22 protein-coding genes and 1 pseudogene are annotated in these 23,570 nt (G+C 44.9%); 14 read left to right on the top strand and 9 right to left on the bottom strand.

The features are described from left to right. Positions 1–13 precede the first annotated feature (13 nt). Positions 14–421 (bottom strand): PA2779 family protein, encoded by a 408-nt coding sequence (locus A3762_RS21500; RefSeq protein WP_068757549.1) that lies wholly within the window; start codon positions 419–421, stop codon positions 14–16. 214 nt (positions 422–635) lie between these two features. On the opposite strand from A3762_RS21500, the gene rbsD reads away from it, so the two are divergent. From rbsD to rbsK, 5 genes are all read left to right on the top strand, one after another. Continuing rightward, the gene (gene rbsD, locus A3762_RS21495) at positions 636–1,055 is read left to right on the top strand and encodes a D-ribose pyranase (protein ID WP_068755745.1); all 420 of its coding nucleotides are present in this window, start codon (positions 636–638) and stop codon (positions 1,053–1,055) included. 25 nt (positions 1,056–1,080) lie between these two features. Beyond that, the gene (gene rbsA / locus A3762_RS21490; protein WP_068757546.1) at positions 1,081–2,601 is read left to right on the top strand and encodes a ribose ABC transporter ATP-binding protein RbsA; all 1,521 of its coding nucleotides are present in this window, start codon (positions 1,081–1,083) and stop codon (positions 2,599–2,601) included. A gap of 14 nt (positions 2,602–2,615) precedes the next feature. Then, entirely contained in the window at positions 2,616–3,563 is a 948-nt protein-coding gene (gene rbsC / locus A3762_RS21485) for a ribose ABC transporter permease (RefSeq protein ID WP_231878889.1), read from the top strand. Between the two features lie 69 nt (positions 3,564–3,632). Beyond that, complete coding sequence (gene rbsB, locus A3762_RS21480) at positions 3,633–4,511, top strand: ribose ABC transporter substrate-binding protein RbsB (protein ID WP_068478945.1); 879 nt, start codon at positions 3,633–3,635, stop codon at positions 4,509–4,511. A 10-nt stretch (positions 4,512–4,521) separates the two neighbouring features. Next, positions 4,522–5,448: a ribokinase gene (gene rbsK / locus A3762_RS21475; RefSeq protein WP_068757545.1), complete on the top strand. Its 927-nt coding sequence runs from the start codon at positions 4,522–4,524 to the stop codon at positions 5,446–5,448. Between the two features lie 25 nt (positions 5,449–5,473). Here rbsK and A3762_RS21470 read toward each other — a convergent pair whose 3' ends face one another. Both A3762_RS21470 and A3762_RS21460 read right to left on the bottom strand, forming a co-directional pair. Next, positions 5,474–6,820: a hypothetical protein gene (locus A3762_RS21470; protein WP_068757542.1), complete on the bottom strand. Its 1,347-nt coding sequence runs from the start codon at positions 6,818–6,820 to the stop codon at positions 5,474–5,476. Between the two features lie 223 nt (positions 6,821–7,043). After that, a complete protein-coding gene (locus A3762_RS21460; protein ID WP_068756854.1) occupies positions 7,044–7,814 on the bottom strand; it encodes a hypothetical protein in 771 nt (256 codons plus the stop codon). Positions 7,815–8,295: 481 nt separating this feature from the next. Between A3762_RS21460 and A3762_RS21455 the strand changes: the two genes are divergently transcribed. Then, positions 8,296–9,306, top strand: a complete 1,011-nt coding sequence (locus A3762_RS21455; RefSeq protein WP_068480976.1) for an aldehyde reductase — start codon at positions 8,296–8,298, stop codon at positions 9,304–9,306. Positions 9,307–9,345: 39 nt separating this feature from the next. On the opposite strand, the gene A3762_RS21450 is transcribed toward A3762_RS21455, so the two are convergent. Further along, the gene (locus A3762_RS21450; protein ID WP_068501772.1) at positions 9,346–9,699 is read right to left on the bottom strand and encodes a hypothetical protein; all 354 of its coding nucleotides are present in this window, start codon (positions 9,697–9,699) and stop codon (positions 9,346–9,348) included. Positions 9,700–9,804: 105 nt separating this feature from the next. Next, entirely contained in the window at positions 9,805–10,473 is a 669-nt protein-coding gene (locus A3762_RS21445) for a MarC family protein (RefSeq protein WP_231878888.1), read from the bottom strand. Positions 10,474–10,611: 138 nt separating this feature from the next. Between A3762_RS21445 and A3762_RS21440 the strand changes: the two genes are divergently transcribed. From A3762_RS21440 to A3762_RS21420, 5 genes and pseudogenes are all read left to right on the top strand, one after another. After that, on the top strand, positions 10,612–11,841 hold the full coding sequence (locus A3762_RS21440; protein WP_068757539.1) for an NADH:flavin oxidoreductase/NADH oxidase family protein: 1,230 nt from the start codon (positions 10,612–10,614) through the stop codon (positions 11,839–11,841). A gap of 263 nt (positions 11,842–12,104) precedes the next feature. After that, positions 12,105–13,637: pseudogene (locus tag A3762_RS21435) on the top strand (amidohydrolase). A 113-nt stretch (positions 13,638–13,750) separates the two neighbouring features. Further along, positions 13,751–14,368 (top strand): LysE family translocator, encoded by a 618-nt coding sequence (locus A3762_RS21430; protein WP_068757537.1) that lies wholly within the window; start codon positions 13,751–13,753, stop codon positions 14,366–14,368. Between the two features lie 19 nt (positions 14,369–14,387). Beyond that, complete coding sequence (locus A3762_RS21425) at positions 14,388–15,383, top strand: phosphotransferase family protein (protein WP_068757535.1); 996 nt, start codon at positions 14,388–14,390, stop codon at positions 15,381–15,383. Beyond that, the gene (locus tag A3762_RS21420) at positions 15,370–16,266 is read left to right on the top strand and encodes a 3'(2'),5'-bisphosphate nucleotidase CysQ (RefSeq protein ID WP_068757532.1); all 897 of its coding nucleotides are present in this window, start codon (positions 15,370–15,372) and stop codon (positions 16,264–16,266) included. Before A3762_RS21425 ends, A3762_RS21420 begins: the two co-directional genes overlap by 14 nt. 144 nt (positions 16,267–16,410) lie before the next feature. Here A3762_RS21420 and A3762_RS21415 read toward each other — a convergent pair whose 3' ends face one another. Further along, entirely contained in the window at positions 16,411–18,075 is a 1,665-nt protein-coding gene (locus A3762_RS21415; RefSeq protein WP_068757530.1) for a GMC family oxidoreductase, read from the bottom strand. Between the two features lie 185 nt (positions 18,076–18,260). Here A3762_RS21415 and A3762_RS21410 point away from each other — a divergent pair, with 185 nt between their 5' ends. Further along, entirely contained in the window at positions 18,261–19,262 is a 1,002-nt protein-coding gene (locus A3762_RS21410) for an AraC family transcriptional regulator (protein WP_068757529.1), read from the top strand. A 34-nt stretch (positions 19,263–19,296) separates the two neighbouring features. Here the strand turns inward: A3762_RS21410 and A3762_RS21405 are convergent, their stop codons facing one another. Beyond that, positions 19,297–19,956: an OmpA family protein gene (locus A3762_RS21405; protein WP_068757528.1), complete on the bottom strand. Its 660-nt coding sequence runs from the start codon at positions 19,954–19,956 to the stop codon at positions 19,297–19,299. Between the two features lie 222 nt (positions 19,957–20,178). Between A3762_RS21405 and A3762_RS21400 the strand changes: the two genes are divergently transcribed. After that, on the top strand, positions 20,179–20,508 hold the full coding sequence (locus A3762_RS21400) for a DUF1330 domain-containing protein (protein ID WP_068757526.1): 330 nt from the start codon (positions 20,179–20,181) through the stop codon (positions 20,506–20,508). On the opposite strand, the gene A3762_RS21395 is transcribed toward A3762_RS21400, so the two are convergent. Next, on the bottom strand, positions 20,505–21,380 hold the full coding sequence (locus tag A3762_RS21395) for an alpha/beta fold hydrolase (protein WP_068757525.1): 876 nt from the start codon (positions 21,378–21,380) through the stop codon (positions 20,505–20,507). The two genes, A3762_RS21400 and A3762_RS21395, sit on opposite strands and share 4 nt — an antisense overlap. A 187-nt stretch (positions 21,381–21,567) precedes the next feature. Here A3762_RS21395 and A3762_RS21390 point away from each other — a divergent pair, with 187 nt between their 5' ends. Then, positions 21,568–22,479, top strand: coding sequence for a DUF1295 domain-containing protein (locus tag A3762_RS21390; RefSeq protein WP_068757524.1), 912 nt, complete (start codon positions 21,568–21,570; stop codon positions 22,477–22,479). Positions 22,480–22,544: 65 nt separating this feature from the next. Here A3762_RS21390 and A3762_RS21385 read toward each other — a convergent pair. After that, on the bottom strand, positions 22,545–23,570 hold a 1,026-nt coding region (locus A3762_RS21385; RefSeq protein ID WP_068757522.1), incomplete at its 5' end, for a polyamine ABC transporter substrate-binding protein.

Raw genomic sequence — 23,570 nt, 5'->3', positions numbered from 1 at the left:
TGGAGCCTACTGATTAATACTGAATCGTTTTAATTGCGGGGAAGAAATCGACTGTACCGAGTAAGTCCAAGACAATCATAAGCAATAAAACGAAGACAATTAAAGCGAATACACCAATGCCGCCAGCAGGTAATTCGTCAATTTGTGCATTAAATGCACTGAGTTCTTCTGCTGTCATGTTTGCGACGCGTTGCTCTAGTTCAGCCGCGTCGACACCAAGTGCCGCTAGCGTTTGTTTCGCATCATCTGCTTGAAGGCGATCTAGAATTTGGCTGCGCTCAATTTCCGCTGTTTGTAACTGAATAATTTGATCCGTTCCCACCATGCCTGCTGTTGCTGTGGAAAGCGGTAAAAACGAGACAATAAGAAGAAGGCATAGAGCCCGAACTGAGCGAACACTAAGAGAGCGAAAATACGACATAAATCACCTTGATAGACTTTTGTTTTGTTATAGCGTCCTAGAATAAGTCAGCTGAGGTGCGAATTAAAGATGAAATATGTTTCGTTGTTTTAAGGATCTTTCGTTTGTAACTCTCTCGAAAATTCTCTCAAACAAATTTTTACGTAAGAGCTAAGCAATACAAAAACTAACGACTACGCTTAAGGGCGCAAAAAAGCTTGCTTGGGAAAACATAATGAAGAAAGGCGCTCTTCTTAACTCTGACGTTTCACATCTCATTGCCAGTATGGGACATGGTGATGAAATGACGATAGCCGATGCCGGTTTACCGATCCCTGATGACGTAGAACGTATCGATTTGGCATTAACGCATGGCGTACCGAGCTTTGAGGATACAGTGCGAACGGTTCTATCGGAACTGCAAGTCGAGGCGGTGTTCATCGCGCATGAAATAAAAGAGCATAACCCTTCTGCCCACCAGATTTTGGAAGGCTTACTTGATGATGCAGAGCGTGATCAAGGCGCTGATATTTCTCGTCATTATGTTAGTCATGAGGAGTTCAAAGACATAAGTTGCGATAGTTTAGCGGTCGTTCGGACGGGCGAGTGCAGCCCATATGCCAATGTCATATTTCAATCAGGCGTTGTGTTTTGAGTGCAGCGCTCTTAGGGATGGGATGATGACTGAGGCTATTTTACAACTGAAAGATATTGAGAAGTCTTTCCCTGGAGTGAAAGCTTTAGATAAAGCTTGTTTGAGTGTTTACCCCGGGCGGGTGATGGCCTTAATGGGTGAAAACGGCGCAGGAAAAAGCACAATGATGAAAGTGCTAACTGGCATCTACAGCTCTGACGGTGGGAGCGTTCATTATCAAGGCGAAACGGTTTCTTTCTCTGGTCCACGTGAATCGCAAGAAGTGGGGATCAGTATTATCCATCAAGAATTGAATCTCGTTCCCGAGCTAACCATCGCCGAAAACATATTCTTAGGACGCGAACCGACCAATGCCTTTGGCAAAATTCAATGGAAGAAAATGTTTGAACATGCCGATCAGCTCTTGGCGCGTTTAAATGTTCCATACAGTTCCAAAGCCTTGCTAGGCACCTTGCGTTTTGGCGAACAGCAAATGGTCGAAATCGCCAAAGCGCTCTCGTTTGAGTCCAAGGTGATCATCATGGATGAACCGACGGATGCTCTTACCGATAAAGAAACCAAATCTCTTTTCAAAGTCATTGATGAATTACGCGCGCAGCAATGCGGCATTGTGTATATCTCGCACAGGATTAAAGAGATCTTTGAAATGTGCGACGACATTACGGTGCTAAGAGATGGCAAGTTTATTCGGGAACTTTTAGTGGCACAGACTAATGAAGATGAATTGATCGAACTAATGGTCGGCCGTAAGTTGGAAGAACAATATCCAAGGATTCCTGTACAGCACGATGGTGTTTGTTTTGAAGTTTCTGGTTTGAGCGGCGCTTATATCAAAGATATAAGTTTTCAGTTAAGAAAAGGCGAAATTTTAGGTGTGTCTGGTCTAATGGGCGCTGGGCGAACTGAATTAATGAAAACCATTTATGGTGCTGAATCTAAAAACGCTGGTGAAATGAAGCTCAATGGCAAAGTGGTCGAACCAAAGAGTCCACAGCAAGCACTTGAGGCAGGAATTGCTTACATTTCTGAAGATCGAAAAGCAGACGGTTTAGTGTTGTGCCTATCGGTGAAAGAAAACATGACCTTGTCTTCTTTAAAAGACTTAACCAAAACAGGACGCATCGAAACGGCACAAGAACGTGCGAAAGTGGGTGAGTTTATCAAAGCCTTCAATGTGAAAACGCCAAGCCAGTCGCAGATGATTGGTAATCTCTCTGGCGGAAACCAACAGAAAGTATCGATTGCAAAAGGCCTTATGACATCACCCGATGTGCTTATCCTGGATGAGCCGACACGTGGCGTAGATGTGGGCGCGAAGAAAGAGATTTATCAACTCATTAACCAGTTTAAAGAGCAGGGTATGAGCATCATCTTGGTGTCGTCCGAAATGCAAGAAGTACTAGGTATGAGTGATCGAATTTTGGTAATGCATGAAGGCAAACTGACTGGGGAGTTCAAGGCTGAAGAGGCTGATCAAGAGTTACTTTTGGCATGTGCGGTGGGTCAAACTCAACAGCAAGCGACAACAGCGGAAGTGGAGGCATAAACGTGGTCGACGCGGTGCGTAATAAAATTTTTAGCAAAGAATGGCTGATTGAGCAGAAGTCATTAATCGCTTTATTGCTCTTGATTGTAGTGGTGTCTTTTCTAAACTCGAATTTCTTTACGGTTGATAATCTACTCAACATCTTACGCCAAACATCTGTCAACGCGATTATCGCAGTGGGCATGACCTTTGTGATTCTGACCGCTGGCATTGACTTAAGTGTGGGCTCGGTACTCGCATTATGTGGTGCTATTTGTGCGAGCATGATTGGTTTAGAGGTGCCGGTAATGATCGCAGTTCCTGCGTCATTGCTCGCAGGTGCACTGCTCGGCGCTATTAGTGGTGTGATTGTTTCAAAGGGGAGGGTGCAAGCCTTCATAGCAACCTTAGTGACTATGACCTTGCTGCGCGGCGTAACCTTGGTTTATACCGACGGTCGACCCATTTCAACTGGCTTTACTGATACTGCCGATAGTTTTGCTTGGTTCGGTACAGGCTATGCGTTTGGTATTCCTGTTCCTGTTTGGATTATGGTCGTCGTTTTTGGTGCAGGTTGGTATGTACTCAACCACACGCGTTTCGGCCGTTACGTTTATGCCCTTGGCGGCAACGAGGCGGCAACAAGATTATCTGGTATCAATATTGATCGAATTAAAATCGGTGTATATGCGATCTGTGGTTTTCTCGCAGCACTTGCCGGCATCATTGTTACCTCGCGGCTATCTTCTGCGCAACCGACAGCTGGTATGGGTTATGAGTTAGATGCTATTGCCGCAGTGGTACTCGGTGGAACTAGCTTAATGGGAGGCAAGGGCCGAATTATAGGGACTCTGATTGGTGCCCTAATTATCGGTTTCTTGAATAACGCTCTGAATCTCTTAGATGTCTCGTCGTACTATCAAATGATTGCAAAAGCAGTCGTAATATTACTGGCGGTACTCGTGGATAATCGAAGTAAATAATCTGTTGTTAATGACGTAATAACGAGTCGAAATGTGCTGTCTCGATCACTCAAGACCAAGGACATAAAGATGAAAAAACTGATTACTCTTGTTTCAACCTTATTGGTGTTGGCTTCTTTTTCTATGATGACAAAGGCAGCTGACACACTGGCTATTGTAGTCTCCACCTTAAACAACCCTTTCTTCGTGACGATGAAAGACGGCGCTGAAGCCAAGGCAAAAGAGTTGGGATATAAACTCATCGTGCTCGACTCACAAAACGACCCAAGCAAGGAACTATCGAACATTGAAGATTTGACGGTTCGTGGGGTGAAAGCAATCTTACTTAATCCAGCAGATTCAGACGCGGCGGCCAATGCTATTCGCATGGTTAATCGCGCCAAAATCCCCGTGTTAACCTTGGATCGTGGCGCTTCGCGCGGAGAAGTCGTCACTCATATTGCCTCTGATAACGTTGCTGGTGGCGAAATGGCTGGGCAGTTTATTGTTGATAAAGTTGGTGCAGACGCAAAAGTGATTCAGCTTGAAGGCTTAGCAGGTACTTCGGCAGCGCGCGAGCGTGGCGAGGGCTTTATGAAAGCGGTTGAAGCTAGCAACATTCAACTTCTCGCTAGCCAGCCAGCAGACTTTGATCGCACCAAGGGGCTGAATGTGATGGAAAACTTGTTAGCAGGCAACCCTGAAGTACAAGCAGTATTTGCTCAGAATGATGAGATGGCATTGGGTGCATTAAGAGCGGTGCAAGCAGCAGGCAAAGACGTATTAATTGTTGGATTTGATGGAACAGACGATGGCGTAGCGGCTGTAAACCGCGGCCTATTAGGTGCAACTGTCGCTCAGCAACCAGATTTAATTGGATCGCTTGGCGTTGAAATGGCGGTAAAAGCTCTTAACGGAGAGCAAGTAGAGAAAACCGTCGCGGTGCCATTAAAAATTATTTCTAAGTAAGGGATTACAGATGTCGCAGCTTGTTGTTCTGGGAAGTGTGAACGCCGACCATGTATTGCAAGTGCCTTCCTTTCCGCGCCCAGGTGAAACCTTGCTTGGGCGAAATTACCAAGTGATTCCCGGAGGGAAGGGCGCAAATCAGGCAGTTGCTGCGGCGCGCTTAGGTGCAGATGTTTGTTTTATTGCTTCGGTCGGCGATGATACGTTTGGTCAAAATATGTTGGACCGATTTCGTGCTGATGGTATCGACATTTCTAAGCTGCATGTCCAACTCCAAACACCCACTGGCATCGCGATGATTCAAGTGGCTGATAGTGGTGAAAATAGTATTTGTTTATCCGCTGAAGCAAATGATGCGCTGACCGAAGAACTTGTGAATCTGAATATTGAAACGATTACGCAAGCCGATACCTTATTGCTCCAATTAGAAACTCCGATGGATGGTGTTCGACGCGCTGTTCAAGCGGCACATGCTGCCGGAACACAAGTTGTTTTAAACCCAGCTCCTGCACAAGCGTTGGATGATCAATTGTTAGCGTGTGTCGATATCATTACGCCTAACGAAACCGAAGCAGAGGTGCTGACTGGCGTTAGCGTGACGGATGATTTATCAGCACAATTAGCAGCTAATGTGCTTCATGAAAAAGGTATTGATTGCGTGCTAATTACCTTGGGAGCAAAAGGTGTTTGGTTAAGCATGAAAGGTGATGCGGTGGTGAGTGAGTTGATTGCAGGCTTTCGTGTTCAAGCTCTTGATACCACTGCTGCGGGTGACACATTTAACGCGGGGTTAGTGACGGCCATGTTAGAAGGCAAAACGATCGATGAAGCGATTCGTTTTGCCCATGCTGCTGCAGCGATTTCAGTGACGCGTTTCGGCGCGCAAACCTCGATACCTGAACGCTCTGAAGTAGACGCATTTATAGACGCGTCTTAATCACATCATCTCACCGCTGTATTAGTTAAGCGACAACCTCAGGTTCTTTTTCTTCGGCGTAGATTTTGACTTGTTCAGAAAATGCATCGCTCAACGAAAACAATTTGTGTGCAAATACTCCTGAGATGACTTCGTTATAGTGACTGAACGACTGCGTTTTCTTCAGAATTTCAATGAAGGTATCAATCGCAAATTGGATCGCTTCTCGTGACTTTTCCTCGGAACATATTGCGTATTGTGTACTAGCATGCAGCAATATCGTTGCGCATTGATGCGCGAGATAATTGAACTTCTGTTGAGGATGTTGGATTGAACTCAATGTGAGTGCAATCACATTCAACTCTTGCAGCAGAGCATGCTGAAGGTCATACAGTTGTGCGCCAGCTGCAGGAGATTTTTTTGTATACCAACCGCACGGTATGGGGCTAATTCCTTCTTCGATAATCAAATCAGTGTTCGTCGGGAGCGGATGGTTCGTTTCAAAATCTTTAATCTGACAACGAATGTTATTGTTCGTTTGATTAATGTCTATTTCGCCAAGCGTATTGGTCAGTGATGTCTGTCCATGAGATTCGCCAATATCACTATGAAGCGTGTAGAGCTGCGAATATTTAGAGGCCAAATAGTCTAAGTAGTTTTTCTTTAGCTGCCCTTGCTCATTGACATAGATACCAAGATTCAACATGTAGTCCGGCGTTAAGTTACTACGATAAATAGTAAAACCAAATTTGCCATTTTCGTAATTGAGAATCTTTCCAGCAGCGATGAAGCTAGGACAGTTTAAGCCTTTCTCTTTTAGCTTTTCATTTTCTAGTGCTTTTCTCTCGGCATGATACAAGCCAGTGTTGTATTCCAGTGTGCCTACGATTGATCTGTTAATAGAACCTTTGATTCCCTCATCGCTGAAGTACTGTGTCCCGCCTGCGGGGTTCCCGCGTTCTTCTTGGTATTCGCCATAAAACTCACCTAATAAAGGGTCTTTAAGAACGAATGTGGTGTGATCTTCGGTGGGCCTAATAAGGCCTAAACCACCAATAAAATATAACTGACCACTTTTAGGGTCGAAGATTGCGAGGTTTCGCGAAATATTATTCTTCTTAGGGCGATCACAAAGAATTAGTTCGGCCTTTTCAAGTAGAGACGGGTCGCCTGTTTTAACGAAAGATAAGAGTATTTCCTCAGTGCTTCCCGGTTCAAAATCAACGAAATCCTTGCTGAGCTCAGCGTGTTCATTCAACCCGTATTCTTGTTCGATTTGATACTCGGAACGTTCGCTTTTTAGGGTGTAGGGAGCAAATTTAATGATTTCGTCTTGTTCATTGATTTTGCAGTGAAGCCAAGTCGCTTGGTTTTTCTTTTCTATTGAGAACATCTTATTTTTCGTCTTATTTTAAAACACTGCATTATATGAATAGCTTTGCCTCGGTGATGGTACGAGTGTCCCAAAGTAACACCAAGCTTGCATTCATTCACATTTCAAAGCCAAACAATACTCGCCCTAAAACAAGTCAAAGCCTGATTTTTCCCTATCAGTTTACGAGCGCCTGTGGTGCGTTTGGTTCGATCTTGCTCTCACTTATATCTGTTCAAAAGTATTAAATTCGAAATAAACGTATGAATGATAAGGTAATGTCGATGCTGCCAAGGGCTGAGTCGTCATTCACTTTGTATACGTAGACCTTATTGTCATCTTTACTGCTTACATATAAGTGGTTTGAGTCGACCGCAATGCCACCCGCTTGCACGGCAGGAATCGTGAAGAAGTTGATGATGCTTGAATTACTTTTGTCAATTCGATGAATTTCCGTATCGAGTCTGCCGACCTCACCAACAGCGGCGATATATACATATTGGTTGTCCGCAGTGAATCGCCATTCAACGGCATTGACTGTTGTGAGTGTTTGGATGTTTGTGGTGTCTGATATTGGCATGGTCAGCAGACCAAATTGATCTTTTACATAGAGTTGATCGTGATCCATAAACACATCGCCGATAAATATAGAGCCGTTAACCGAGGCGACGTGATAAAAATTATCGGTAATTTGTCCGTTCGCAATGTGATAGAAATTAAGATCTTCCGTGCCATCAGAAGTCATGATCGCGCCGTTTAAATTGAAACCAGAGAAGTAGTTGTCGGGTTTTTTCGTCGAGACGACTTTTCGTTCTTTTAATGAGTAACTAATTAGTTCTGTATCGAAAGCGCTATTCTCGGCATAGGCGAACATATATTGGTTATCGATGCCGAAGCGAGAGACAGGATAGCCAATATTGTATTCCACTGGATTAAGCAGCTGCACGCTTGTTGCAGATGCCGAACCATCATCGACGAAGTTAAACTGAGAAGTAGTAAAGCCAAAATTGCCCAAGGTGACAGCAGAGGTTCCATTACCGTTACTTGTGGATTGGTCGTGAATGCTATGCCCTGTTGATTGACGATCACCGGATCTAGATGAGCTTTAGCAAGCGGTAATGAACATAATGCTAAGTATTACAGAGATAAGTCGGGCAGTTGATTGGGTGAAATGCATACTGATTTACTTCTCACGACAAAATACAAAATAACCGTTTCTGGCATGCTAATGAGGGTAGTCGTTCAATAAATGCTCTGCATATATGGCTCTGTAAAATTTAGTAATGACGGAATTGCATACTGTGTAAGGAGTAAGTTAATAGGATTTTATAACTCCGTTCTAAAGCGCGCTGAATAATCGTTGCAGGCCCGCGTAAAGCAGCGATCAGCCGTTTCTCTCAATTTTCTCTTTTCTTCACCTACTTACTTATCTTTGTGTTTCGCCTTAGTATTAGCGCCAGATAAAAATTAAAACTCGCTTCAACTAGGGTAGTTTCATGCCACAAAAAATTCTTGTCACTGGTGCGTCAGGCTTTATTGCTGGGCACTGTATTCTTGATCTTTTAGAACATGGTTACCAAGTGCGCGGCACTGTGCGTAATCCCGATAAAGTTCCAGCACTTCGAGCCATGTTTGCGAAGTACACAGACAAGGCCGATAGCATTGAATTTGCGCAAGCAGATCTTCTTAGTGAAGACGGATGGACAGAGGCTGCGCAAGGCTGTGATGGTTTGTTTCACCTCGCGTCGCCAGTTCCGCTGCAACAGCCGAAGAATCATGAAGAAGTCATTCGTCCCGCTGTAGATGGCGCTTTAAATGCTTTAAAAGCGGCAAACAATTCCGGTATTAAACGCGTTGTGTTGACCTCATCGATTGCTGCGGTGATGTTTGGGCATAAGGAAAAGCATCGTACTTTCTCTGAGGCAGATTGGACCAATGTAGAAGCGACCGATGTGGCCTATTACAAGAGTAAAGCCTTAGCTGAAAAAGCCGCGTGGGACTACGTAAAAGATACCGATATTCAGCTATCAACTGTCTTACCTGCTTTTGTATTAGGGCCTGCACTGGAGAGTGACTACGGAACCTCGTTACAACTAATCGTAGAATTACTCAGCGGCAACTACCCAATGGTGCCAAAGATTGGCTTTGAGGCTGTTGATGTGCGCGATATCGCGACGTTGCATCGCTTGGCTTACGAAAAGCCAGAAGCGGTAGGCAAGCGCTTTATTGGCGCAAACGGTTGGGTGATGTTTAAAGATGTTGCCAAGACTCTCAAGGGGGCTTATCCCAACAATAAAGTTTCTACTTTTGAATTGCCTGAGCTACTGTCAAATCTATTGTCTTATGTGGTGAAGGACATGGAGATGGTGAAAGGAGAGGGGGGTAAAACGAAGAAGGCAGACAACTCTGCATCACTATCGCTTGGTTGGACGCCTCATACTGCAGAAGAGGCGATTCTTGCTGGTGCCGAAAGCCTGATCAATTTAGGTGTTGTTAAAGCGAAATAGTTATTCCTTCGGCGGAGCGATTTGCTCCGCCTATTCTGATCAGGGTGAAGTGGAAACTATCGCAGAGACATGCCCCGACACGAGTGTAAATTCAACAGCGTCTCCCACCTTAAAGCCGTTCAGCTCAACGTAGCAATCGTATTCACTGCCGTCTTTGGCTTTTAAGAAAACATGATCGATGGTGTCGCCGTATTTGTCGTTCGCCAGCTCAATCCCTAAAAACGCACCTGTAACACCTGCAATCTCTTCGCCTGTGCCACCACCAATTTGTCCACCAATGAGCGCGCCTAAGAATGCACCACCAAAACGTTTTCCAAACGTGGCTTTCGTATTTACTTCTTTGATATTCACAACTGTCCCAGTGAAGCGTTCAATCTCAGGACCGGCTTCCAAATGATCGCTCGGAACAACTTGAGGACCAGTACTGCACGCTACAAGAAAAAGTGAGATCAGCAGTGTGATAAGAATTTTTTCATAATCGGATTCCTTGTTAATGAGCTATGCATGGATGCTCAGATAGCCATCGATAAACATTTGTATTCCGATGACACAAAGAATAAGCCCCATAAGCCGAGTGATAATGTTGAGCGCATCTTCGCCTAGTGCTTTTAAGATTTTGCTACTTGAAATGAAGCAAGCCAATGTCACGAGAGACAGCAGAAAAAAAGCGAAAACGGTAATAAGCGCTTCTTCCCAAGAACCCATTGAGTAATTCATTGCAGTGGCGATAGTGCCGGGCCCTGCAAGTATTGGAACTGCTAATGGTGAAATGGAAATGTCATCAAGGGACGCCCCTTCGTTGTTATGCAGATGAGAGCTTTGCCCGTTCAGCATGTGATATCCAATGATGAAGATTAGAATCCCCCCGGCCAGCCTGAAGGCCGTAATTGAGATGCCAAACAGCTCAAACAAAGATTGTCCGAGGATTGCAAATGCGCTCACAATGATGAACGCGAGCATAATCGCTCGTTTTGCAGAACCCACTCGTCTTTCATCACTCAAGTGCTCACTGAGTGATGCGAAAACAGCTGTATTGGCGATGGGGTTCATGATTGCAAAAAAGGCCATGAAAACCGATATCGTATGTTCTAGTAGCGCGCTCATTTCAGCCTCTTTTGAAGTATCTTTATTCAAGAGTAAGAAGTTTTGGTCTTTAGATCTAGCCATGCTTAGCTGTTCTTTTGATCAAGTCCGTTGTTTGACCATAAAAATAAAACTTATGTACTTAACTAACTAACAAGGTGATTACGAACAGTAGTAACCTTTTTGCCTAGTTTTATAGCTTTGTTTTTAAGGTACTGTGTTTTGACTGAAACTATTTATTCTTCTCTAATTCTTCCTTGTGGCCAAGTGATCAGAAATCGCATTGCAAAAGCGGCAATGGAAGAAAACATGGCCGATGCCGATGGTAATCCAAGTAAACAGCTGTTGGGTTTATATAAACAATGGTCACTTGGCGGAACGGGTTTGTTGATAACAGGGAACGTGATGGTAGATGGTCATGCGATGACGGGACCAGGAGGCGTCGTACTAGACGCAAATGCGCCGCTTAAGCCTTTTAAACAATGGGCGCACATAGCGCAATTGAATGACACGAAAGCGTGGATGCAGATTAATCATCCTGGCCGACAGGTCTTTTCGGCTCTGAAAGGAAAAGCCTTGAGTCCTTCAGATATTCAGGTTGATTTGGGTAAACGCTCAAATATGATCGCGAAACCTAAAGCGCTCACCAAGGCTGAGATTCACGACATTATTCAACGCTTTGCATTGACGGCAAGTCGCGCTGAAGAAACAGGTTTTTCGGGTGTGCAAATTCACGCCGCGCATGGCTACTTGATTTCTCAGTTCTTATCTCCGATAAGCAATAAACGACAAGACCAATGGGGCGGCAGTATAGAGAACCGTTCTCGTATGTTGCTTGAAACCGTGCGTGCGGTGCGTGCTGCTGTTTCTGATCAGTTTGCGGTGTCGGTTAAACTCAATTCCGCTGACTTTCAGCGTGGTGGCTTCTCTGAAGATGATGCACGCTATGTGATTGAACAGCTCAATAATGAAAAGATTGATTTAGTTGAGTTGTCTGGTGGTAGCTATGAAAGCCCTGCCATGCAAGGTCGTACAGCCGATGGACGAACACTTGCTCGTGAAGCTTACTTTTTAGAATTTGCCGAAGAGCTAAAACAAGTTGCCCAGATGCCATTAATGACGACAGGCGGTATTAAGCGCAAACCAGTGGCAGAATCGGTGCTTGAGGCGGGTATCGATATGATTGGTATCGCGACTGGTCTTGCTCTAGAGCCGCGCTTGCCTGATATTTGGAAAACCGATCCGAATAAAACCGTCTCGATGCCTGAACCAAACTTTAGCGATAAGGCGATCTCCGCCTTGGCGACCATGGCGATTGTTCGCCGACAGTTGCAACGTCTAGGCAAGGGCAAAGCACCTAAAGCCGATGTTTCACCGCTGTTTACTCTAATCAAAGATCGAGTGCGTTTTGCACGCATGACGAAGCGTTATAACGCCAGAATCAGCGCTTAAAACCAAAGGTTTTATTGAAGCGTATGCTCTCATGACTGCCAATGATAATAAACTAAGGACTGGCCTCAAGAGTTCATCGCATCTTAAGAGCATCTCGTTTTTCTTTTTCTGCTTGTGTCTATTTATATGGACCTCCACCAGGGTAGCTGATGATCGTGGTGCGGAAGCAAACAAAGCGATGCTTTTTAGCAACGGGCCGATTCTTACTATGGAAGGGAAGTCACCAAGCTTCGTGTAAGCGCTCGTCGTCAAAGATGGTGTGATTGTTTTCGTCAGGGGATCTTGAGCAAGCAAAGACAAACTATCCCGAGGCCAGTTCACGAGACCTGAAAGGAAAGCTTTTGCTTCCTGGGTTTATTGATCCTCATAGTCATTTTGGAATGATGATTAGTGCGATAGGGCAAGCCAACGTGGCGCCACCTCCGGCAGGAACGGTCACTAATTTCTCAGACATCATTGTCGCCTTAGAAAACTACCGCGATGCATTCGGTATTAAGCTGAGCGAGTGGATATTTGCATGGGGCTATGACGAAACCCAACTAGCTGAAGGCAAGCACATCACCAAGATAGAGCTAGATAAAGCATTTCCGAATAATCCGGTGTATCTCCAGCATGTGAGTGGTCATATGGGTGTGGCCAATTCTATGGCATTGGCACAAGGTGGTATCGATGAGAATACGAGAGATCCGATTGGTGGAAGAATTATTTGCTTCGACGATGGCAAAACGCCGACTGGCCTCGTTCAAGAAATATCAATGTACTATTTTGCAGGCAAGGCTATTGAAGAGTTTCAAGGCAAGAAAGCTGAGTTATTCCCAAAGGCACAGGAGCACTATTTGTCTTTTGGGGTGACCACGGCACAAGATGGCATGACAGACCCTATTAGCATGGCATTTTTCAGGAGTCTTGCTGCAGAAGAAAAGCTCGATTTTGATCTTGTGACACTGCATGGATATGCGAGCCTGAAGAACGACGATCTTGAATTTAAGACCTATAAGAATGGGCTCAAGGTTCAAGGTATAAAACTGATTGGTGATGGTTCGCTACAAGGCAAAACGGCTTACTTCACTCAACCATATTTAACGCCAGTATTGGGATGCGAAAAAGACTGTGTAGGTTTTCCTCATGGTCCACAGGATGAGTTGAATCGACTAATTGGCTTAGCCTATGAGAAGGGTATTCAGATCTTTGTGCATGAGAATGGAGATGCTGCCATCGACATGGTGATAAGAGCACATGAAGAAGAGTCGAAGCGTCTTGGTCAACCATTGGATGCCGATCGCAGAACCGTCGTTGTGCATTCCCAATTCGTCCGAGAAGATCAGTTAATCAAATATCGCGACTACGGTATGTTGCCTTCGTTCTTTACGAATCATGCCTTCTTTTGGGGTGATGTGCATCGTGAAAACTTAGGCGATGAACGTGCTTTTTTCTTAAGCCCTATTCATACCGCTCATGAAAAAGGGATTCAGTTTACGAATCACTCAGATGAAATTGTCACGCCGATCAATCCAATGCCGGGCCTGCACAGCGCGGTGAATCGGGTAGCGCGTTCAGGGGCTGTGATTGGCGAAGATGAGCGTGTTAGTCCTTATGTTGCGTTAAAAGGTGTAACTGAACATGCGGCATAAATGTTGTTCGAAGAAGATACCAAAGGCACTCTTAGTGTCGGTAAACGTGCCGATATGATCGTCCTTGACCAAAACCCTTTAGAGCTTTCACCGGAAATTCTAAAAGACATTCAAGTTTTAGAAACGATAAAGGATGGTAGAACTGTCTACAGACGGGCCGAGTGATAGATAAAACCCTCTCTCCAAACGCATGATTTAATTGCGTGTCACCTAAGGTCTAACCGAGCTTTTGTGTTTTAATATCTTTTCTAAAGTTTTCGCTATATCGGAGTGAAGAGATGACGTTTGAAAGCGCATTGGCATTTTTCTTTGCGGTTCTTGTCTTTGGTGTCACACCAGGGCCAGGCGTATTTGCGTTGATGGCAAAGGCGCTTGTGCAAGGTTCTCGCTCTTGTTTTGCTATGGCTCTAGGCATGACGATCAGTGATATTTTATATCTAATTGCAGCATGTTTAGGTTTTGCAGTGATTGCTTCGAAATGGAGTGAGGTGTTTACCGTCATCCGCATTGTTGGTACGGTGTACTTGGTATATCTCGGTTGGAAGATGTGGAATGCACCCCTTGTCTTAGACCCTGAAGATTCGACCGGTCAAAAACGAAATGCACTCGCAAGTTTTATTCAAGGCTTTTTGATTTCTGCCTCTAACCCAAAGGTGATTCTGTTCTACATCGCCTTCTTGCCAACCTTTATGGATTTGACGGTGTTAACCGGTGCAGATATCGCTCTGGCATCTGTTCTGACGCTTTTTGCGTTGATGATCGGAATGATGTCGATTGCGATCTTTGCGGCAAAAGCGCGCGAGTGGTTTAAGTCTGAACTGGCTGTTAAACGTTTGAATCGTAGTGCTGGTTCCATGATGATGGGTGCCGGTGCATTTTTGTTTGCGAAGAATTAGTTAGGGACTGACGGTTTACGTGGATGCCTTAGAGCAACAACTACTCACTATTGCTGGATCGCAGAGCATTCGCTCTGTAGAAGAAGTACAGAGCCTATGGAGTGGCTATGGTGCTATCAAACGCTATCGATTTGATGGTGGAGAGCTACCCAGTTTGATCGTCAAACACGTCACTCTTCCCGATGATATTGCGCACCCGCGAGGATGGAATACCAATCGATCGCATGAACGCAAAGTGCGTTCTTATCAAGTTGAAACGAATTGGTATAAGCATTTTGCTGGGCAATGTGATGACTATTGCCAAGTGCCTCGAACGTTCCCTATTGATGAGTCGAAGCTTGATCCTGACGCTGAGTATTTGATCATTCTAGAAGATCTAAATGCCGTGAGTTTTTCGCGACGTTTTGACTCATTAACTTATCAACAAATGCAGCCATGTATTCAATGGCTTGCTCATTTTCATGCGCGATTTATGGGTGTTCAGCCACAAGGCTTGTGGCCGTCAGGTACGTATTGGCATCTTGAAACGCGTCCCGATGAATTAGATGCGCTGGATGATCTGGCGCTAAAAAGTGCTGCTGGAGCTATTGATCAAAAGCTCAAAGCAAGCCCTTTTCAAACACTACTTCATGGTGATGCGAAGCTAGCGAATTTCTGTTTTTCTGAAGATGGGGCAAAGGTTGCGGCGGTTGATTTTCAATATGTCGGGGCAGGGTGTGGCATGAAAGATCTAGCTTACTTCATCGGTTCATGTCTCTACGAAGATGACTGCGAAAAGTATGAGGCAGCCTTACTTGATGATTATTTTTTGGCTTTTGCTGACGCGCTTGATCGATACTCTGCAATGCATTTGGCGCGATACTCTGTACAAGAAATCGAAGCTTCATGGCGTCCTTTGTTTAAGTATGCGTGGGCTGATTTTCATCGCTTTGTGAAAGGTTGGAGTCCCGGTCATTGGAAAATTAATTCGTACAGCGAACGCCTAAGTAAAGAGGTTGTAGATGAACTTAACTGAAGCTGATTTACTGCATTTACTTGAGGTCGCCTGTGATGCAGCCCTGGCTGCGGGAGAGGTGATTGCTGCGGGTGCTACGCGTGAAATCGATGTACAGCATAAAGACACAGGCGGGAGTTTGGCCACGCAAGTCGTGACCGAGATTGACCTTAAGTGCGATGCCTTAATTCGAAGCAAGCTGGCTGCAAGTGCAGAACGCTATGATTTTGCACTGCTTACCGAGGAGACTGAAGACGATGGCGCTCGACTCGAGAAAGATTATTTCTGGTGTGTTGACCCTCTAGATGGCACGCTTGCATTTACTCGAAAAGTGCATGGTTATTCAGTTGCTATTTCTTTGATCTCTCGACAGGGCGGGCCAGTGATTGGCGTAGTGTACGACCCAGTTAAGCAAGACCTGTATTCTGCTGTTAAAGGACAGGGCGCATGCCACAACGGAAAGCCTTGGACGCTCAGTGCTAGTGCTCCTGACACAGGGCAAATCAAGACTTTAAATGTTCAATTGGACTGCAGTTTTATAGAGAGTGAGGCCTTCGCGCAGGCTTGGCAAAAGCTTGAACAGTGGGCGGAAAATAAAGGCTATAACAAGGTTGAGCGCTTTAGCGATGCCGGCGGTGTGATGAGCGCGATTGCTGTTCTGCAGACTCCATCATCGACCTATTTTAAACCGCCGCGTGTCAAAACTGGTGGTGGCAGCGCATGGGACTTCGCCGCGACTGCCTGCATCTTCAGTGAGCTGGGCGCTTACGCCAAAGACTTTTCTGGTAAAGACTTTTTCTTCAATCCTCCCGGTAGTACCTACATGCATCATTGCGGCGTCATGTTCGCATCGAATGAACAGATAGCAGAGTTGGCTGATTATTTAGGGAATGAACCGTATTAGCGGAGTAGTGGAGAACAAATCATGATGCAAGATTTTATTCTCGTTTAGCTTCCCTTAGTTAAGTCATCATGAGGAATATGGTCGATAGGCGTGTTGCCTATCGACTGATCAATTTGAAGAGCTACGGACATACTGACAACTTAATTAAAGAACCGGTTCTGCGATGGCTGCTTCACTATCCGCCGAAGCCTGTGTTGTCTTCGTTGCTGGTGACAAAATAATATCAGCCGCTTTTTCTGCAATTGCGATTACAGGAGCGTTGGTATTGCCGCTGGTGACGGTTGGCATGATTGACGCGTCAATTACGCGCAGGTTCTTGATACCGTGAACACGCAATTCACTATCTACCACAGCCATCGGGTCGCTACCCATCTTGCAGGTTCCTGATGGGTGATATACCAAGCCTAAGCGGTCTTTACATTTTTGCAGGAGCGCTTCATCTGATGTGACGTCTGCACCGGGGTGAATCTCTTCACCTCGATGCTCATCAAAAGCTTTGGCTTTGAGAATGTTGCGCGCTACTTTTATCCCGTTGACCAAGGTCTTAATGTCTTTCTCTTGGGTCAGGAAGTTGAAATCGATCTTGATTGGCGTTCGTGGATCAGCAGATCGTAAACTGACAGTGCCGCGACTTTCCGGACGTAAAACACAGACGTGCAAGGTGTATCCATGCTGGCTGAGTAAGCGTAAGTCACGCCCGCAATCATCAAACAATAAAGGCACAAAGTGCATTTGAATATCAGGTACTTCAACTTCTGGGCTAGATTTCAAAAACGCACCAGCCTGTGTGATTGAATTAGCTAGGTTCCCTTTCTTAGAACCAAAATACTTAAAGACGTCGGGAAGCATTTTTAACAGGCCGCTTGGCGTCGTGGAGAACCCGTCTTTTTTCTTGCTCTTCACTAATACGCAAGCATCAACATGTTCTTGCAAGTTTTTACCGACACCTGGAAGGTCATGTACAACTGGGATGTCATGCTGAGCTAACTCTTCTTTATCGCCAACTCCAGAGAGCATAAGAGTCTGTGGTGAATTGAACGCACCGCCGCACAACAATACTTCCTTGTTGGCTTTCACTTCATGACTCACACCATTTTTCGTATACGCGACACCTACTGCAGTTTTGCCTTCGAAGAGGATCTTATCGACAAAGGCCTCACATTCCACAGATAGGTTATTTCGATGAAGTGCCGGTTTTAAGTAGGCACGTGAGACGCCACAACGTTCACCATCCTTGATCGTAAATTGGTAATAGCCCGCCCCTTCAAATTGTGGTCCATTGAAGTCATCGGTAATCGGATAGCCCGCTTGTTCAGCGCCATTTATAAAACAGTCATTTAGCGGGTAGGCACTGTGAGTATTCGATACATATAATGGGCCTTTGTCGCCATGGTAGGCATCGCCGCCGCGCTCATTGGTCTCTGATTTTTTGAAGTAGGGCAACATATTGTCAAAGCCCCATCCCGGATTTCCTTGGCTTTCCCAGTGATCATAATCAGAGCGATGTCCTCGAATATATACCATCGCATTCACTGCACTGCTGCCGCCCAGTGTTTTGCCGCGAGGACAAAAAACAGGTTTACCATGTCGAATGTCCGGAACTGGCTCAGAGTCGTATAGCCAGTTATATTTGCGGCTATACATGAAGTAGGCAAAGGCACCTGGAATCTTGATCATTGGTGTTTTGTCTTCGGGACCGGCTTCTAAAACGAGTATCGAATTATTTGGGTCTTGAGATAATCGATGTGCTAACACACTCCCTGCGGATCCTGCACCGATGATGATGTAATCGAAATTATTGTTATTCATATGGCTACCTCATTCGTGACGAAGTTGTCTTATAGGGTTGTATTCGTTTCTTCTCGGTTCTTTGATTAGATAGCTTAATAAATAGTTAGGCCTCTTAGACATGTTCGATCTGGAAAACTTGTTTGTTAATTTCGGACAGAGATCTTATGCTCTTAACCAAATAATAATATTGATAGGTGTTCATTATGGATGTCCGTCATTCGATCATCGGCTTGGTGGAAATGCTCAAATGGATGGAGTCGAAGGGCCATGCTCGATCAACGCTGCTAAGTCATACTGGTATTGAAGAATCGCGTTTAGCGAATCCAAAAGAGACTGCTTCATCAAAAGAAGAGTTGCAGTTTTATCGTAACTTATTATCTGCATCTGATGATTCAAATGTCCTGCTTGAGGCAGGTTTCAACTTAAATCTACCAAGTTATGGTGTATGGGGGCTTGCGCTGATCAGCAGCTCAACGTTCGGCAAAGCGATTGAACTCGGAATTCAGTTTATTGACTTCACCTATACCTACAATCGCATTGTATTGGTTGAAGATAATCAATATTCCGGTTTGAGAATTTCACAGGCAAGAGATCTTGGTGATCTTCAGATGCCCATGATAGAGCGCGATATATCTGCGTCCTTCGTACTGTTTCGTGTTTTGCTGCAAGATGAATCGCCGGTTGATGAAATTCGTTTTTCGGGCCCGATGACAAAACCCTTATCGTATTACGAGTCCTTGTTTTCTTGTCGCGTTTTGTTTGATCAGCCACATAATGAAATTCTGTTCTTGAGTGAAAAATTGCACAAAGAGCTACCCCAGCATAATGAATTGGCGATGCAGTTATGCATGGAGCAATTAGAGAAGATCAGACCTCAATTGAGAGAGGAGGTCAGCATCGCAGATCAAGTCTTGGCGTATTTGTCTTCTACACCGCTTTATCGCGCCGATATGGAAGAATGCGCGGCATCACTGACTATGAGTTCAAGAACGCTTCGACGAAAATTAACGAATGAAGGGGAATCGTATCAAAGTATTTTGGATACGTTTCGAAGTGAACTTGCTGCTAAATATTTGAACAGTACAAATATGACGCTAGAAGAAATATCAGAACGCCTAGGATATAGCGACGCCGCAAACTTTAGCCATGCCTTCAAACGCTGGCATGGCTATTCTCCAAAGTCATTTGGTAATAATAAACACTAGCCCTCAATCAACAGCGGAAGAGGGCACGGTTGTTTTAAATCGGAAGCAACTTTAATTCAACACGACGGTTCTCTTGTCGGCCTTGCGCCGTATCATTAGTTGCAATCGGAGCACGAAAACCTAATCCCTTTGAGTGCACGCGGCCACTCGAAATTTGGCGGGCTATAAGTTGTGCTTTCACCGAGTCTGCACGTTGTTCACTGAGGGTTTGATTAAACGATGCGGAACCTGTTGAGTCGGTATGACCAGTGATTTCAATCGCTGTTTTATCGAACTCTTTTAGCACCAACGCAATAGAATCGAGCACTTCAGAGAAGTTCTGTCGCACACTTGATTTAGATACATCGAAGGTGATCTTGCCGGGCATTATTAGAGTAATTTCATTCCCATTTCGTTGAACGCGCACTCCGCTGCGTTCGAGTTTTGTGCGCAATTGTTCTTCTTGCTGATCCATATAATAACCGGCACCACCTCCGGCTAAAGCCCCAGCGGTTGCCCCAATTAAAATGCCTTTCTTTCTATCACCTTTGCTAGACGTCGCAGCGCCGATGACTGCACCACTCACCGCACCAATGACACTGCCTAATGTTGCGTTAGAGGTTTTTTCTTCACCCTTGTAAGCATCGCGCGTTGCGCAACCCGTGATGATGGCGAATGCCAATGAAGCGACGAACATTTTGAATACTACTTGCATACTTCTTCCTAGTTATCAGAGACCTATGTTTACCCTAGATTGCTCCAAACTGCTTTGCAGGACTTTTCTAGTTAATTTGAACGAATAGGTGTTCTATGTAGTATGTGCTTGACGCCTTGATTTATCTGAGATTTCAAAGTTTCTCAAAACGCTAATTAAGTTGAGATGCTTTGTTGAGTTTGCAATACACTAAGCCAAAAAAAATAGTAGGACGTGATACGCATGCCGGTCTATGTTCTCAACCTTTTCAATATTAAAGATGCCTCTGAATACAAAGCCTACGCGCGACGAGCAGCGAAAGAGATTCAGTCGCATGGTGGGCGTGTTGTCTCGCTCGGAAAATTTCGTGAATCTATACAGGGCGATATCTCTCCGCGCCCGGCGATGATATTGGTGGAATGGGAAACTAAAGAAGCCTTTGATCATTATCGGAATGATCCCGAGCTGGCAGATTTACATCCACACAGAGTGAATGGCACCAATCAATATATCTGGCATTTGTTTGATAAGCTGGACGATTTAAGGCCGTTGCTAAGTCATGATCAGACTTAGTGATTGCCAAGCAATTCTTTAATTCGTCGCGCCAACCACTCAGGTTGTTCCATTGGGAAAAAGTGGCTCCACTCTGCCAGTTGTTCGTCCGTAGCATTAGTAAGTAACTCAACAAGATCATCTCGTGTTGGGGAGAACTCAAAGCTTAGTGGATGGTCATCCTTGCGTTTAGCACGAGCGCGAATAATCTGCGTCGGAGTGTTGATGTCTCTGAGCTTATATAAAAGTAGATCAGACCCTAAATTGCGATATACACAAGCTTCTAGGGATGGTGTGCAGGCGAGACTGTATCCGCTATCTTTTGCTGCTGGCTTCAAGGCTTGATTGCAATAATCGATGAGTACTTGTTGATCCCAGCTAACAAAAGGCGCTTTCCCTGAAAATACCTCGTTCAGCTCTTCTGACGATTCCCATTCATTGCGACGTCTTGCAACGGGATGGTCTGTCATTGATTGTAGAAATTGCAGTGCGTTTTCACGCAGTACTACAGGGTCTAATAGCAGCAGTTGATCAAAGGCTGCAGGGTGGTCATGTGCGATAGAGAGCATTAACTGGCCGCCCATCGAATGGCCTACACCGAGTGCATTTTTAATCCCTAATGTGTCGATAATCTCTGCTAGCCAATGCGCAGTTCTATCCCATTGAAACTCATCATTTGGATGCTCGCTTTGCCCATGTCCGGGAGTATCAAAAAGGTAAACTGGGTTTTCGAGGTGTTTTACCACCTCATACCAAACCGCTTTGTTAAAGCCCGTGGCATGCAGAAAAACGATGGGTTTGCCTGTTCCCTCACGATAGTCGTAGCGAATTTTTATGCCATCAATGACAGTGGTTCTGGTTGTTGGGGGTGCTAGCTCGATGATGCTCGACATAATGTTGTAGTTTTTGATTACATGTTATTCCAAACCGAACATTATCCTTATCACTTTGCTCGAAGAGCAAGTGATATCCCCATCTGGAATAGTCATTTTCATTGTTTAGGTCGCATTAGAAGCAGCTAAGGTTTAGTCTTAGTGCGCTTATGAAGCCTTCTAATAATTATAAAACTTGGAGTAGACAATGGCTGTTGGTCTGAATCTTCTTTTCTTTGCCTTCTTGGCGGTGATTCTCGGGACATCTCAAAGTAATTTATATGACATGCTTGTATCGAATGCGATTGCCCAGGGCGTGTTGTTTTTCTGCGTGGTCGTGATTCCATTTTTGATCACTAGGCGTATGTCTTTCGTTGATATTGCTTGGCCTTTTGGTGTCGCCTTAATTGGCGCGCATATATTGATGATGGGCGATGCAGATCCGGTGCGACAAACTGTGGTCGGTGCGGTGTATTTGTTTATCGGATTGCGTATGGGCTTAGGTGCTCTAACCATGGCTAAAACCACGGGTGTGATCTTCAAATATGAATTCCCGCGTTACGATTATCGCCGCACTATGCTTGATCAGAGCGGTTCCAAATTCACGAATGCACACATGCTGGGTGAGGCCGTCGCACAAGGCTTTGCCAATATGACTGTGTTGGCGGTTCCCGGCTTCTTAATTGCGACCAGTTCTATTGAAGGAATTAGTGTTTGGGAATATGTTGGGCTCGGTCTTTGGGGCTTGGCTTATCTTTGCGAATCTGTCGCTGATGGGCAGAAGATGTATTTCATCTCAAAGAATCCAAAGGGCGTTTGCAATATAGGTTTGTGGAAGTATAGCCGTCACCCTAACTACTTTTCTGAGTGGCTAGTTTGGACGGGGATTGTCGTTGCGACTTTACCATCTTGGTTGGCAATTCAAAGTGTAGAGACACCATTAGTTTGGATTAGCTTAGGTATCTGCGCATTGTTTGCATCGGTAATGTTGTACATCACTTTGGTATACCTGACTGGCGCAAAGCCAGCGGAGTATTATTCTGTACAACGCCGAGCGGGGTACAAGGAATACCAAGAAACAACCAACATGTTCTTTCCGTGGTTTCCTAAAAATAGATAGACTTTAAAAAGTTGGGGGCAAAAAATTAGGGTCAGAAAAGTAGTCTGACCCCAGTTTGATACAGCTTATTTCGCGGCTTTAAATGCTGACCACATGCGTGAACCTGCGCGGTCATAACGCGGGCCATTAATCGGTGCAGGGAAGAGTTTGTCGAGCACCGCTTGTGGTGGGTAGATTGATTCATCCTCTAAGATTTCAGGATCGATAAATTCTTTTGATGCCGGTATCGCATTCGGGTACCACACATAATTAGTGATATCCGCCATAACCTTTGGATCGATCAAGTAGTTAATCAGTGCGTGAGCGTTATCTACGTTGGGTGCATCTTTAGGGATCAGCATTAAGTCAAACCAAATGGCAGCGCCTTCTTTAGGAATGATATAAGCGATTTCAACACCATTTTCTGCTTCTGAAGCGCGATCCATGGCTTGCAGAATATCGCCTGACCAACCAACAGAAACACAGACATCACCATTTGCTAGGTCATTAATATAAAGAGAGGAATGAAAGTAGCGAATATTTGGGCGAATCTTTTTCAAAGCAGGCTCTGCCACAGACTTCAAAAGTTTAGCGTTTTGGTTCTGAGAGTTTTCATCGAGGTAATTCAAGACGGAAGGAACAAACTCATCCCATGCATCTAAAATGGTAATGCCGCAGTCGGCCAACTTGCTCGATACTTCGGGATCGAGAATCAAATTCCAGCTATCTAAAGGGAAGTCTTCGCCTAGGCGTTCTTTGACCATATTTACATTAATGCCGATCCCTGTGGTGCCCCACATATAAGGAATCGCGTGTTCGTTGTTTGGGTCTAGGCTTGAGATGATTTTCATGGCATGAGGGTCGAGGCCTTTTGCATTTGGGATCTTCGAAAGATCTAGCTTTTGATAGATGCCTGCTTGGATTTGACGCGCCATAAAATCGCCAGATGGTACAACAATATCATACCCAGTTCGTCCCGCGAGTAGCTTTGCTTCGAGCACATCGTTGCTATCAAACACGTCATATACAACTTTAATACCACTTTCTTTCTGAAAATTTTCTATCGTATTTTCGGCGATGTAATCCGACCAGTTATAGAAAAATACGTCTTT

Source organism: Oleiphilus sp. HI0125 (assembly GCF_001635355.1).
Note: the sequence above shows the minus strand (reverse complement) of the source record. Positions and strands in the feature narration are given on the sequence as shown.

Coding starts and splice junctions, on each gene's coding strand:
- A3762_RS21395 (WP_068757525.1), bottom strand. CDS start 21,380: ATGTCGAGCATCATCGAGCTAGCACCCCCAACAACCAGAACCACTGTC.
- A3762_RS21420 (WP_068757532.1), top strand. CDS start 15,370: ATGAACTTAACTGAAGCTGATTTACTGCATTTACTTGAGGTCGCCTGT.
- A3762_RS21410 (WP_068757529.1), top strand. CDS start 18,261: ATGGATGTCCGTCATTCGATCATCGGCTTGGTGGAAATGCTCAAATGG.
- rbsB (WP_068478945.1), top strand. CDS start 3,633: ATGAAAAAACTGATTACTCTTGTTTCAACCTTATTGGTGTTGGCTTCT.
- A3762_RS21400 (WP_068757526.1), top strand. CDS start 20,179: ATGCCGGTCTATGTTCTCAACCTTTTCAATATTAAAGATGCCTCTGAA.
- A3762_RS21455 (WP_068480976.1), top strand. CDS start 8,296: ATGCCACAAAAAATTCTTGTCACTGGTGCGTCAGGCTTTATTGCTGGG.
- A3762_RS21415 (WP_068757530.1), bottom strand. CDS start 18,075: ATGAATAACAATAATTTCGATTACATCATCATCGGTGCAGGATCCGCA.
- A3762_RS21470 (WP_068757542.1), bottom strand. CDS start 6,820: ATGTTCTCAATAGAAAAGAAAAACCAAGCGACTTGGCTTCACTGCAAA.
- rbsK (WP_068757545.1), top strand. CDS start 4,522: ATGTCGCAGCTTGTTGTTCTGGGAAGTGTGAACGCCGACCATGTATTG.
- A3762_RS21500 (WP_068757549.1), bottom strand. CDS start 421: ATGTCGTATTTTCGCTCTCTTAGTGTTCGCTCAGTTCGGGCTCTATGC.
- rbsA (WP_068757546.1), top strand. CDS start 1,081: ATGACTGAGGCTATTTTACAACTGAAAGATATTGAGAAGTCTTTCCCT.
- A3762_RS21390 (WP_068757524.1), top strand. CDS start 21,568: ATGGCTGTTGGTCTGAATCTTCTTTTCTTTGCCTTCTTGGCGGTGATT.
- A3762_RS21405 (WP_068757528.1), bottom strand. CDS start 19,956: ATGCAAGTAGTATTCAAAATGTTCGTCGCTTCATTGGCATTCGCCATC.
- A3762_RS21445 (WP_231878888.1), bottom strand. CDS start 10,473: ATGGCTAGATCTAAAGACCAAAACTTCTTACTCTTGAATAAAGATACT.
- A3762_RS21430 (WP_068757537.1), top strand. CDS start 13,751: ATGACGTTTGAAAGCGCATTGGCATTTTTCTTTGCGGTTCTTGTCTTT.
- rbsD (WP_068755745.1), top strand. CDS start 636: ATGAAGAAAGGCGCTCTTCTTAACTCTGACGTTTCACATCTCATTGCC.